A 12782-nucleotide genomic window follows, 5' to 3' on the forward strand; every position below is an offset into this window, starting at 1 on the left:
GTGCCCGAGGACGAAAGGTCGCCCCGATGACTGCCCCTACAGATCCACAGTTGCTCCTGGGTCAGGTGATGTCCCGCCTCACCGGACCCGGTGGCCGGTTCGAACTCGTCGAGGAACCGGTGCTCGGCACCCGGATGCCCGTGATGAAGAACCGTGGACGCTCGGTCGGAGAACTTCTCACCACGTCACTGAGGTGGGGCGACCGGGACTACCTGGTGACCGCCGACCGCCGGATGTCCTACACCGAGCACGCCGCCGCGGTCGCCGCCCTGGCGACGGCGCTGCGCGAGGACCACGGCGTCCGGAAAGGTGACCGGGTGGCGATCCTGGCCGCGAACACCCCCGAGTGGGTGGTCGCGTTCTGGGCCACGCAGGTGCTCGGCGCCATCAGCGTCGGATTGAACGGCTGGTGGGTTCCGCGGGAGGTCGAGTACGGGCTGACGCACAGCCGTCCCACCGTGGTGATCGCCGACGCGAAGCGCGCCGAGACGCTCGCCGCGGTCGGCACCGCGGTCCCGGTCCTCACGATGGAGGAGGATCTGCCCGGAATCTTCGCGCGCTACGCGGGCGCCCCCCTGCCGCACACCGACGTCGACGAGGACGACCCCGCCGCCATCCTCTACACCAGCGGCACGAGCGGCAGGCCCAAGGGAGCGCTGCACTCGCAGCGCAACATCCTGGCTGTCGTCGACTACCACCGCTTCAGCGACGCCGTGGTCGGCGAATTCAGTGGACGGCCCGTCGATCCGGCCGCGCCGAGTCCGCTCCGCTACCTTCTGACGTCTCCCCTGTTCCACATCGCGAGCCTGCACAATCTGGTGATTCCGCGGCTGGCGACGGGCGGGGCGGTCGTCATGCACCAGGGTGGATTCGACGTCGACGCCGTACTCCGTCTCGTCGAGCGGGAACGCGTCACCAACTGGGGTGCGGTGCCCACCATGGCGTCCCGACTGGTGGAGCACGAGAACCTCGACAGGTACGACCTGTCGTCGCTCACGTCGTTCTCGCTGGCCTCCGCGCCGTCGTCGGTCGCGTTCAAGGAACGTCTGCGCGAGAGAGTGCCGTTCGCGCGCAACGCACTCGTCGACAGCTACGGGCTCACCGAATGCAGTACCGCGATCGCCGTGGCCACCGCCCCCGAACTCGAGCAGTTCCCGGGCACTCTGGGGCGGCCGATCATCACGGTGAGCATGGAGATCCGCGACCCGTTCGGGGAGTGGCTGCCCGACGGCGTCGAGGGTGAGGTGTGTGTGCGCAGCCCGTTCGTGATGCTCGGCTACTGGGAGGACGAGGCCGCCACCGCCGCCGCGATCGCCCCGGGCCGGTGGCTCCGGACCGGCGACTTCGGGATCGTCGAGAACGGCCGCCTCCGGCTGACCGGACGCCGCTCGGATCTGATCCTGCGCGGCGGCGAAAACGTGTACCCCACCGAGATCGAGCAGTGCCTCGACGAGCACCCCGACGTGCTCGAGTGCGCCGTGATCGGGACGCCCCACGAGGATCTGGGGCAGGAGGTGGCCGCCGTGGTGGTGTTGCGACCGGGTGCCGCGACCACCGAAGCGGAACTGCGGGACTACGCCGCCGATCGCCTGTCGTATTTCAAGGTCCCGACCCGCTGGCGGATCACCACGGACCTGCTGCCCCGCAACGCGACCGGCAAGATGGTCCGCCGCGACATCACCGTCTGACGCACCGAATGCCGCGGGGGTGCAGTCGAACTGCACCCCCGCGGCATTCGGGTGAGGGAAGACCGGGCGAACGTCAGCGGATGAGGTTGCCGAGATCGACGGGGATCTGCGCCCCGGTGATGTACTTCGCTTCGTCGGAACACACCCACGCGACGACGGCGGCGACGTCTTCCGGCTGGGTGATGGTGTAGGGCAGCGTGTTCTGGTAGATCGAGCCGAGAGTCGACGCGTACTTCGTGATGAGCGGGTGCAGGTCGCGCATCTTCATGCCGGTATCGACCCCCGCCGGGTGCACGGTGTTGACGCGGATGCGGTGCTCACCGAGTTCGTTCGCCATCGTCTTGGCCAGCCCGGTGATGCCGTGCTTGGTGGCGACGTAGTGCCCGGTGAACGGGGTGCCCTTCAACCCGGACACCGAACTGGTGAAGACGACGGCGCCGCCCTCACCCTGTTCGATCAGGTACGGAATCGCCGCCTTCGCGGTGTGGAATGTTCCCGTGAGGTTGACGTCGACCGTCTCCTTCCACTGCTCGGCGGTGATCTCCCACGACAGCGCCCCCGAGCAGATGCCCGCGTTCGCGATCACGACGTCGAGGCGGCCCAGCCGGTCGATGCCGTCGGCCAGTGCCCGCGAGAGGCCGTCGAAGTCGCGCACGTCGGCGGTGGCCGCGACGATCCTCCGCCCCGTCGACTCGACCAGCCGGACCGTCTCTGCCAGGTCGTCCCGGGTGGCGCCGGGATAGGGCGTGGACGCGAATTCGGTGCAGGCGTCGATCGCGATGACGTCGGCGCCCTCGGACGCGAACCGGACGGCCTCGGCGCGGCCCTGCCCGCGGGCGGCGCCGGTGACGAAGACGACCTTGTTCTCGAAACGCTGCGGTGACATCACGTTCTGCTCCTGATCCGGGTCATCGTGGGCGGGGCACGGTCGTGTCGACGAACAGTCCCTCGACGGAGACGCACACCTGACCGTCCGCGGTCCGGATGTCGCCGGCGGTGGTGATCTTGCGGCCGTCGACCGACATCAGCTTCCCGGTCAGGGTGAGCGGTTCGAACAGCGGCGTCGGGCGGTGGTAGCGGGTGCTCAACTGCGCTGTCATGCCCGCCTTTCCACCCCACGCGTTGGCGACGCCGAGGACGTGGTCGAGCAGGAGCGCGGACACGCCGCCGTGGACGTGCCCGGGCGGCCCCTGGTACGGGATGGTCAGGGTGACGGTGCCTCGGACCGATCCGTCCGGCAGGCCCTCGAGGACCAGCGGCGGCGCGAGCGCGTTCTCGGGTCCGGTGACGGGATCGTGCCGGGTGACGCCCTCGCCGTTCCACATGTCGATCAGCCGCTCCGCGACGGCGGGGGCGTGTTCCTCGAGGTGTTCGGCGATGCTGTTCAACTCCTCCGCGACGCGCTCGAGGTTGGCGTTGCCGCGGTCGGTGCGCAGCAACGCGTCGACCACACGCCGGGCGGCCCCGGTCGCCCCGTCGACGGCGGAACCGTCGGGTGGCGACGTCAGCACCGTTCCCGGCGGGCTGTTCTCGAACGTGGGATGCGTTCCGACGCTCATCCGGTCACCTCCATCGTCGCCTGGGTCAGCACCGGTTGCCCGGCCCGGTCGGGGCACGTCGCGCGGAGGGTGAGCCGGTCGCCCTCCTGCCAGACCGCAGTTTCGACGGTGTCGCCGGGATACAGCGAGCCCGCGAACCGCACCGCGTAGTGGCGCAGTCGCGTGGGATCGCCGTCCAGCATTCCGTCGACGACGGCCTTGCACACCACACCGTACGACGCGAGCCCGTGCAGGATCGGCCTTTCGAACCCGGCCGCGGCGGCGAACTCGGGGTCCGCGTGCAGTGGGTTGAGGTCGCCGCTGAGCCGGTAGAGCAGCGCCTGCGCAGTCCCGGTGCGGGACACGAGCACCCTGTCGGGCTCCCGGTCCGGCATCGTGGCCACCGACTCGGGTCCCGGGGAGCCGCCGAACCCGCCCTCATCACGGGCCCAGATCTGCATCCCCGTGGTCCACAACGGGTTCCCGCCCGAGTCGGTGGCCGTCTGTTCGAGCACGATGACGGCGGCCTTGCCCTTGTCCCACACGTCGGCCACCCGCGAGGACACCCGGGCCCAACCCGAGGCGGGGATCGGCGCGTGCACGGTGAGCGACTGGCCGCCGTGCAGGATCGTGCGCAGGTCGATGTCGATGCCGGGCAGGCTCAGCCCGGCCTGCGGTACGTCGCCCGCCGAGATGCCCTGCCCCGCGACGAGCGCGAACGTCGGCAGCACGCGCAGGTTCTTCTCGTACACCCAGCGCAGTTCCGCCGGGTCCCGGGTGTTCTCGCCGACGCCGAGTCCGAGGTGGTAGAGCATCACGTCGCGTTCGGTCCACGACAGTTCGCGGACGGCCGGGTCCGCGGCCAGCGCCGCCTTCACGTCGATCGCCATGTCAGGCCACCGCTCCCTGTCCGGGCTCGGGGTCGCGGGGCAACCCCAGCAGCCGTTCGCCGATGATGTTGAGCTGGACGTTGGTGGTGCCACCCGCGATCGACATGCACTGCGAGTTCAGGAACATCTGCGCGTCCGACGTGCGGGGCCGGTCGCCGAGCAGGGCCCGCGGTCCCGCCCAGTCCATCGCCACCTCCCACACCTGCTGGATGTGTTCGACGCCGAGCAGTTTCGCGATCGACGACTCGGCTCCCGGTTGCCCGCCCGCGATCGAGCGCAGGGTGGTGCGCAGTGCCATCAGCCCGCCGGACTGCGCGTCGCAGAGGACCTTGCCGAGCACGGTCAACTGCTCGTCGTCGAGGCCGCCGGGCAGTTCACCGGCCAGGGTCAGCAGCGCCTCACCACCGGAACCCAGCGAGGAGTCGTGCGACAGCGACACGCGTTCGTTGGCGAGGGTGGTGCGGGCCAGCTTCCAGCCGTCGCCCGGTTCGCCCACGAGGAGTTCGTCGGGGACGAAGACGTCGTCGAGGAACACCTCGTTGAACAGGGCCTCGCCGGTGATCTCGCGCAGCGGCCGGACGTCCAGGCCCTCGCCCGCCTTCATGTCGATCAGGAAGTACGACAATCCCTTGTGTTTGGGAACCGAGGCGTCGGTGCGGGCGAGGCAGATCCCCCAGTCCGCCTCCCGGGCCATCGACGTCCACACTTTCTGCCCCTGCAGCATCCAGCCGCCGTCCACCTTCGTGGCCCTGGTGGTCAGGCCTGCGAGGTCCGATCCGGCGCCGGGTTCGGAGAACAGCTGACACCAGACGAGGTCGCCGCGCAGCGACGGCGGCACGAAGCGCTGCAATTGGTTTTCGCTGCCGTGCGCGATGAGCGTGGGCACCACCCAGTTGCCGATGATCATGTCGTGCGGCTTCAGCGCGGCCGCGCGCAGTTCCTCGGCGATCACGAGTTGTTCCACGGCACCCGCTCCCCTGCCCCACGGTGCGGGCAGGTGCGGTGCGGTGTACCCCTTTTCGGCGAGGTACGTTCTGCGTTCCGTCTCGCCCAGCGACGCGGCGGACGTGAGTTCCGCGCGGACGCAGGCCCGGGTGCCCGCGGCCTCCGGCGGCAGATCGATGCCGAGCACCCGGCGGGCACCGCCCAGCGTCGCGCGGGCAACGCGCCGCCGCCAGAACGCGGTGGACCCCAGCAGGATCCGCAGCGACTGCGCCCGGCGCAGGTACAGGTGCGCCTCGTGTTCCCAGGTGTAGCCGATGCCCCCGAGCACCTGGATGCAGTCCTTGGTGACGGAGAACGCCGCGTCGGGTGCGGTGGCGCCGGCGACCGCGGCGGCGAGTGACGCCTCCGCAGTACCTGTTCCGGGATTCATCGCGCGGGCGGCATCCCACGCGCAGACGCGGGCCTGCTCCGCGAGGCCGAGCATCCGCGCCACCCGGTGCTTCACGCCCTGGAACTGGCCGATGGGACGACCGAACTGCCGACGCACCCTGGCGTAGTCGGCGGCGGTGGTCACGGCCCAGTCGGCGACGCCCGACGCCTCGGCGGCGAACAACGTCGCGGCCAGATCACGAACGCGCTGCGCATCGATCTGCAGGACATCGGCTTCGGCGATCTCGAGGCCGTTCACCGTCGCGGTCGCGTTGCGGCGCACCACGTCGTGGCTGGGCAGGTCGGTCACGTCGAGCCGGTCGCGGGCGAGCGCCACGAACACGGTGTCGTCGCCGTCCGCGGCCGCGAGCAGGAACAGGTCGCCCACCTGCCCGCCGAGGACGTACCCGGACTCGCCGTCCAGCGTCACCGCTCCGCCGTCCCGGACGAGGCGCAGCGAACCCGGCTGCAGCGCCACGGCGCCGAGGGTCGCACCGTCGGCCAGTCCGGACAGTTCGCCCGTGCGGCCGGACTCGTGCAGGACGGCGCCGAGCAGCACGGTCGGCAGGAACGGCCCGGGCAGCAGGACCCGGCCGAGTTCCTCGGTGACCACGGCCAGTTCCACCAGTCCGCAGCCCGCACCGCCCACGTCCTCCGGCAGGTGCAGTCCCAGTACGCCCAGTTCCGCCAACGACTTCCAGAACAGCGGTCGCTGCTCGGTCTTGGCCTCGACGGCCTCCCGGAACACAGCCGGGGTCACGGTTCGCGTGGCCCAGCCTCGCACCGAGTCGCGGAGGTCGCGCTCTTCTTCGGTCAATCCCATTGTCATGTCGGCCTCGATCGTTCGGGGTTCAGATGCGTTCGATGATGGTTGCGGTGGACAGCGCGCCACCGGCGCACATCGTGACGAGTGCGGTGGCGGTGTCGGAGCGTTCCAGTTCGTGCAGGGCGGTGGTGATCAGCCGGGCCCCGGTGGAGCCCACCGGATGTCCGAGGGCGATGGCGCCGCCGTTGACGTTGACCTTCGACAGGTCGGCGCCGTGCACCTGCGCCCACGACAGCACAACGGACGCGAACGCCTCGTTGATCTCGACGAGATCGATGTCGTCCAGCGACATTCCGGCGCGATCGAGGACCATCCGCGTGGAATCGATCGGTCCGTCGAGGTGGTAGTAGGGGTCGGAGCCGACCATGCCGGACGCGACGATCCGCGCGCGCGGCCGCAATCCGAGTTCGCGGGCACGGTCCTCGTCCATGAGCAGAACGGCGGCGGCGCCGTCGCTGATCTGGGACGAATTGCCCGCGGTGTGGATGTGGCCGTCGATCACCGGCTTCAGTGCGGCCAGGGCGTCGGCCGTCGTCTCCCGCAGTCCGCCGTCCCGGGTGACGACCGCGGATTCGCCGGTGGGTGTGCCCGCCTTGTCCACGATGGGGGCGGTGACCGGCACGATCTCGCGGTCGAACCGTCCTTCCGCCCATGCCTGTGCGGCGCGTCGTTGCGATTCGAGGCCGAGGGCGTCGACGTCGCCACGCTCGATCCCGCGCAGGTCGGCGATCCGCTGGGCGGACGTGAACTGGTCGCCCATGTCGATCGACCAGTCGCCGGGGTACGGGTTGCCCGTTTCCGGCGTGGCGGCCTGGCCGAGGAACACCCGGCTCATCGCCTCGACACCGCACCCGATTCCGGCGGAGATCTGGCCGGACGCGATCAGACCTGCCACGACGTGCACGGCCTGCTGGGACGATCCGCAGGCGCAGTCGATCGACGTGGCCGCCGTCGTGTACGGCAAGCCGGCGTGCAGCCACGCCTGCCGGGTCACGTTGTTGGACTGCTCACCGGCCTGGGTGACGCATCCGCCGACGATCTGCCCGACGTCCTCCGGGGCGACACCGGCCCGTTCGAGGACGCCCCGCTGCGCGGCGCCGAGCAGTTCGGCCGGGTGCAGTCCGGACAGCGCTCCGCGCCGGCGCCCGATCGGTGTCCGTGCCGCGTCGACGATGACGGCGTTGCCCATGTTCCGCTCCCTTGGGGTTCTTCTGGCTCGGGTTCTTCTGGCTCGCGGACACGTCCGCGGCTCATTTTTGGAATTTATTCTATTTCTTGAAAGACAGCAATGCCCTTCGTCTTGCGAAGGACAGTTTCCGACCCTGCTCAGCAGTCAGGAATGAATTTCATTTCGGGCGCGCCGGGGAGGCGGCCCCCGCCGGGCAAGCTGTCAGCGGTGCGACAGACCGACCAGCAGCAGGTCGCACGCCTTGCGGATGTCTGATTCGGCGTCGGGAATGGTGACCCGGCCGTTGAGGCAGGACTGGATCACGCCGAACCACAACTGCACCAGCAGGCGCAACGCGGTCAGGTCTTCCTCCGTCGGGTGTTCGATCCCGGCGGCGTCCAGCATGATCTGCCGGAACGCGCGGTCGACCTTCCCCGCGTCCGGCACGGACGCCACGTTGGCGGTGCTCGTGGACTGGATCATCGCCGTGGAGAGCGCGGGTCTGCGCAGCAGACCGCGGGTGGCCCGGACGAGCACGTTGTACACCGCGTCCTGCGGCGATTCCCCGGGCGGCGCACTCTTCTTGAAACCGGCACCCATCCGGTCGATCTGGTCGACCATCACCGCGACGAACAGGTGCGTCTTCGACGGAAAGTACCGGTACAGCGTCCCGATCGCGACACCGGCGCGTTTGGCCACCTCGTGCATCTGGACGCGGGCGAGTTCCTTCTCGGTCGCCAGTTCGACGGCGGCCTCGAGCATGCGGACGTGGCGGGCCCGCTGTTCCTCCGAACTCGGTTCGGCAGCGTCCCGCACTTCGGCGATTCTCGGCACCCTCGATCCCCCTTCACTCCGCACACAGCCCCGGATCCGGTGTCGATTCTCGCACTGGATCGGCAAAGCTTCGAATTTCGTCCGGTGAGTGGGACCGCACGTGCCGCACGCCGCCCGGATGCGATTGCGTGAACCCCACGACTGGACCGTCAGTCACCACAGACCATCAACGGAGGAAACGACGATGCAGGACTGGACAACCGAGTGCGACGTGCTGGTGGTCGGTTCGGGGGGCGGCGCCCTGACCGGCGCGTACACGGCCGCTTCGCAGGGTTTGCGCACCCTCGTCCTCGAGAAGACCCCACTGTTCGGCGGCACGTCCGCGTACTCGGGCGCCGCGGTGTGGCTGCCGGGCACCGCCGTGCAGGAGCGTGCCGGGATCGGCGACTCCACGGACAAGGCGCGCACGTACCTGCGCGCGGTGGTGGGAGACGAGGAGATCGACCGCCAGGAGGCGTACGTCACCACCGCCCCCGAGGTCGTCGAACTTCTCGAACGCGATCCCCACATCGAGTTCGAGTGGCGCGCATTCCCCGACTACTACAAGGCACCCGGCCGCATGGACTACGGTCGCGCGATCAACCCGCTCGATCTGCCGGGCGACGAGGTCGGGGAACTTCGTGAGGTCATCCGGCCGGAGGCCGACGTCGATCGGGCCGGCGAACCGCATCCCGAGGGAACGCTGAACGGGGGTCGTGCCCTGATCGGCCGTCTCCTCATGGCCCTGTACGGCACCGGGCACGCGGAACTGCGCACCGAGACCGCGGCCCGCGCGCTGATCGTCGAGGACGGCCGGGTGGTCGGCGCCCTGGCGACGGATGCGGCCGGTGAGACGATCCGCATCCGGGCGACCCGCGGCGTGCTGCTCGCGGCGGGCGGCATCGAGGGCAGCGCGACCCTGCGCACCGAGAACGGAACGCCCGGCCGGGCCGAGTGGAGCATGGGACCGCGCGGCGCCAACACCGGTGACCTCCTGCAGGCGGCGGTGGAGGTCGGCGCGGACACCGCGCTGCTCGACGAGGCGTGGTGGTGCCCCGGCGTCGAACTTCCGGACGGCTCCGGCGCTTTCATGGTGGGTGTGCGCGGCGGGATTCTGGTCGACACGTCCGGAGAGCGGTACCTCAACGAGTCGCTGCCGTACGACCAGTTCGGCCGCGCGATGATCGAACACGGCGGCGCCGGGTCCTACCTCGTCTTCGACTCGAAGGAGGGCGGGCCCGTGTTGCCTGCCATCTCCATTCCGCAGATCTCCGCCGAGAAGCACCACGCGGCGGGCACCTGGGTGTCGGCCGACACGATCGAGGAACTCGCGGAGAAGATCGGCGTCCCCGCGGACGCTCTGCGCCGCACCGTCGAACAGTTCAACGACTTCGCCAAGCACGGCGTCGACGAGGCGTTCCACCGGGGAGAGGATCCGTACGACAACTTCTTCTGCCCGCCCGGCACGGGTGCGGACGCCCCGCCCAACCCGGCGCTGAGCCCGGTGTCGCAGGGCCCGTTCCATGCGGCCCGCATCGTGCTCAGCGACCTCGGCACCAAGGGCGGCGTCCGGACCGACGCCGACGCCCGCGTCCTGCGCGCCGACGGCTCCCCCATCGACGGACTGTATGCGGCGGGCAACACCAGCGCATCGCTCAGCGGCCGGTTCTACCCGGGCCCCGGCGTGCCGCTCGGCACCGCAATGGTGTTCTCCTACCGGGCAGTTCAGCACATGCGGAGCTGATTACACGAGGTTGTCCTCCACCGGGAGCCCGAACGCACCCCTGCCGAACAAGGCGAGGGCGCGTTCGGGCTCGTTGCCCACGTGCGCACTGCCCGCGTGGGCGTCGCGCCACGACCGTTCGATGGCGTTGCCGCGGAACAGCGAACTCCCGCCGGCGGTCTTGAACAGCAGGTCGATCGCCTCGAGAGCCCGCTCGGTGGCGCGGACCTGATCGCGGCGCACCCGCAGGCGCAGACCCATGGGGAGTTCCTCACCGGCCTCGGCCAACTCCCACAGTTCCCGCACGTTGCGATCCATCTGCAGGATTGCGGCATCGATCTCGGACGCCGCCCGGGCGACCGCGACCTGGGCGAACTGGTCGTCGACGAATCTGCCGCCACCGAGGCTGAGTCGCACCCGTTCCCGCATGACCGTCAGATAGCGCTCGTAACATCCCGCGACGATGCCGACCCCGGGCGCCGCGACGGCGGTGGTGAAGAGCGTGGCGAACGGCAGCCGGTACAGGGGTCCCCGGTTCACCTTCTGCCCGGGACCGCGCAGTTGCGCCGTCTCGTAGTTCCTCTTGATCCGGTAGTCGGGAACGAACACGTCCCGGGCGCTGATCTCGTTGCTTGCGGTGCCCCGCATCCCCACCACGTCCCACACGTCGTGGATGCGGTAGTCCGACCGCGGCACCAGTGCGGTCATGAAATCGACCGGGCGACCCTCGGTTCCGACGAGCATCGCGCCGAGCAGCGCCCACGACGCGTGCTCGCAGCCCGAGGAGAAGCCCCAGTCCCCCGTCAACCGGTATCCGCCCTCGACCGGGACGAGCCGCCCCACGGGCGCGTAGGCGGACGACACGAGCACCGAATCGTCGTGGCCCCACACGTCGCGTTGTGCCCGGTCGTCGAACAGGGCCAGGTGCCACGGGTGCACACCGAGCACGGACGCCAGCCAGCCCGTCGAGCCGCACACCCCCGACACGGCGCGCACCACCTCGTAGAAATGCACCGGATCGCTCTCGGTGCCGCCGTACCGCCGGGGCTGCAGCATCTTGAACAATCCGGTGTCGCCGAGTTCACGGATCACCTGCTCGGACACCCGCCGCGACTCGTCGACCTTGTCCGCGTACTCCGCGATCGTCGGCAGCAGCCCGCGGACCGATCTGAGGACCTCGTTCGTCATCTGTCGGAGGGTAGGGCGATCGCACCCGCGCGTGGATATGCGTCTCGCTCAACGGGAAACGCCGCCGTCCGCGCGGTCCCGTCCAGTGGGACCACGCGATGCGGGCCGTCGACGCTCACTTAGCGTGCAGGGCACCGCACAAGCCCAGGAGAGGACGGGACGCATCGTGACCACCCAACAGTCCGAGACAGTCGAGGTACGCGAGATCGACGCCGGCGCAGCGCCCACCCGATTCGCCCGTGGATGGCACTGCATCGGATTGTCCGAGGCATTCCGGGACGGCAAGCCGCACTCCGTCGAGGCGTTCGGCACCACACTCGTCGTCTTCGCCGACAGTGCCGGCGACCTCGCCGTGCTCGACGGCTACTGCCGGCACATGGGCGGCGATCTGAGCCAGGGCACCGTCAAGGGCGACGAGGTGGCGTGCCCGTTCCACGACTGGCGGTGGGGAAGCAACGGCCGGTGCAAGAAGATTCCGTACGCGCGCCGGGTGCCGCCGCTCGCGCGAACCCGGTCGTGGCACGCGCTGGACCAGGACGGGATGCTGTTCGTGTGGAACGATCCGGAAGGCAATCCGCCGCCCGCGGACGTCACGATTCCCCGCATCGACGGCGCCCTCGACGACGAGTGGACGGACTGGGTCTGGTACCGCACCACCGTCGACACGAACTGCCGCGAGGTGGTCGACAACATCGTCGACATGGCGCACTTCTTCTACGTGCACTTCTCGTTCCCCACCTACTTCAAGAACGTCTTCGAGGGCCACGTCGCCAGCCAGTTCATGCGCGGGCAGGCCCGTGAGGACATGCGCCCGCACGCGTCGGGTCAGCCGAAGATGGTCGGAAGCCGATCGGACGCCACCTATTTCGGACCGTCGTTCATGGTCGACGACCTGACGTACCAGTACGAGACGCACGACGTCGACTCCGTGCTGATCAACTGCCACTACCCCGTCAGCGCCGACAAGTTCGTGCTGCAGTACGGCATCATCGTCAAGAAGTCCAAGGAACTCGACGGCGACGCGGCCACCGCGATGGCGAAGAATTTCGGCACGTTCATCGCGAAGGGTTTCGAGCAGGACATCGAGATCTGGAAGAACAAGACCCGCATCGAGAATCCGCTGCTGTGTGAGGAGGACGGTCCGGTCTACCAGCTGCGACGGTGGTACGAGCAGTTCTACGTCGACGTCGCCGCGGTGACGCCGAAGATGACCGAGCGGTTCGAGTTCGAACTCGACACCACCCGGCCCGTGGAATCGTGGAAGCGGGAAGTGGAAGAAAACCTCGCACGAAAGGCGCGCGAAGCCGATGCAGCCGCTGCAGTGCACTGAGTGCGGCGCGCGGGTCCTCGTCCAGAAGAACAGCTGGGAGCACACATCCATTCAGTGGGACGACGCGGCCCGCTCCCGGTGCCGTGAGATCGGCGGCTCCGGACCGGGACGCCCCGGCGCTCCCCGGGAAGGGTGCGCGGCGCTGACCGCGTCGATCACCCGGGCCGCGCAGGCGGGTGCCGTGCCGGTGCGCGATCCCGACCCCGTACCGACTCCCGTCGTCGTTCACTGACACCATTCCCGA

At 69.5% G+C, this 12782-nt stretch carries 11 protein-coding genes; 4 read left to right on the top strand and 7 right to left on the bottom strand.

Annotated elements, in window-relative coordinates; all coding sequences use genetic code 11:
* Window positions 1-26: 26 nt before the first annotated feature.
* Window positions 27-1688, top strand: coding sequence for a steroid-24-oyl-CoA synthetase (gene casG / locus BLV94_RS15300; RefSeq protein ID WP_072940790.1), 1662 nt, complete (start codon window positions 27-29; stop codon window positions 1686-1688).
* Between the two features lie 73 nt (window positions 1689-1761).
* Here casG and BLV94_RS15305 read toward each other — a convergent pair whose 3' ends face one another.
* From BLV94_RS15305 to BLV94_RS15330, 6 genes are all read right to left on the bottom strand, one after another.
* Window positions 1762-2574: a mycofactocin-coupled SDR family oxidoreductase gene (locus BLV94_RS15305; RefSeq protein ID WP_072940793.1), complete on the bottom strand. Its 813-nt coding sequence runs from the start codon at window positions 2572-2574 to the stop codon at window positions 1762-1764.
* Window positions 2575-2596: 22 nt separating this feature from the next.
* A complete protein-coding gene (locus BLV94_RS15310; protein ID WP_072940796.1) occupies window positions 2597-3247 on the bottom strand; it encodes a PaaI family thioesterase in 651 nt (216 codons plus the stop codon).
* Entirely contained in the window at window positions 3244-4116 is an 873-nt protein-coding gene (locus tag BLV94_RS15315; RefSeq protein WP_072940799.1) for a MaoC/PaaZ C-terminal domain-containing protein, read from the bottom strand. Before BLV94_RS15315 ends, BLV94_RS15310 begins: the two co-directional genes overlap by 4 nt.
* A 1-nt stretch (window position 4117) precedes the next feature.
* Entirely contained in the window at window positions 4118-6319 is a 2202-nt protein-coding gene (locus tag BLV94_RS15320; RefSeq protein WP_072940802.1) for an acyl-CoA dehydrogenase family protein, read from the bottom strand.
* A 22-nt stretch (window positions 6320-6341) separates the two neighbouring features.
* Window positions 6342-7505 (bottom strand): steroid 3-ketoacyl-CoA thiolase, encoded by a 1164-nt coding sequence (locus BLV94_RS15325; RefSeq protein WP_072940805.1) that lies wholly within the window; start codon window positions 7503-7505, stop codon window positions 6342-6344.
* Between the two features lie 201 nt (window positions 7506-7706).
* On the bottom strand, window positions 7707-8318 hold the full coding sequence (locus BLV94_RS15330) for a TetR/AcrR family transcriptional regulator (protein ID WP_072940808.1): 612 nt from the start codon (window positions 8316-8318) through the stop codon (window positions 7707-7709).
* 184 nt (window positions 8319-8502) lie between these two features.
* On the opposite strand from BLV94_RS15330, the gene BLV94_RS15335 reads away from it, so the two are divergent.
* Window positions 8503-10041 carry an FAD-dependent oxidoreductase gene (locus BLV94_RS15335; protein ID WP_072940810.1) on the top strand — a complete coding sequence of 513 codons (1539 nt, stop codon included), beginning with the start codon at window positions 8503-8505 and terminating at the stop codon, window positions 10039-10041.
* On the opposite strand, the gene hsaA is transcribed toward BLV94_RS15335, so the two are convergent.
* Window positions 10042-11208: a 3-hydroxy-9,10-secoandrosta-1,3,5(10)-triene-9,17-dione monooxygenase oxygenase subunit gene (gene hsaA, locus BLV94_RS15340; protein ID WP_072940812.1), complete on the bottom strand. Its 1167-nt coding sequence runs from the start codon at window positions 11206-11208 to the stop codon at window positions 10042-10044.
* Between the two features lie 166 nt (window positions 11209-11374).
* On the opposite strand from hsaA, the gene BLV94_RS15345 reads away from it, so the two are divergent.
* Window positions 11375-12538, top strand: coding sequence for a 3-ketosteroid-9-alpha-monooxygenase, oxygenase component (locus BLV94_RS15345; RefSeq protein ID WP_072941189.1), 1164 nt, complete (start codon window positions 11375-11377; stop codon window positions 12536-12538).
* Entirely contained in the window at window positions 12516-12770 is a 255-nt protein-coding gene (locus tag BLV94_RS15350; protein WP_072940814.1) for a hypothetical protein, read from the top strand. Before BLV94_RS15345 ends, BLV94_RS15350 begins: the two co-directional genes overlap by 23 nt.
* The last annotated feature ends 12 nt before the right edge of the window (window positions 12771-12782 follow it).

The organism is Rhodococcus koreensis, from assembly GCF_900105905.1.
Taxonomy (GTDB): domain Bacteria; phylum Actinomycetota; class Actinomycetes; order Mycobacteriales; family Mycobacteriaceae; genus Rhodococcus_F; species Rhodococcus_F koreensis.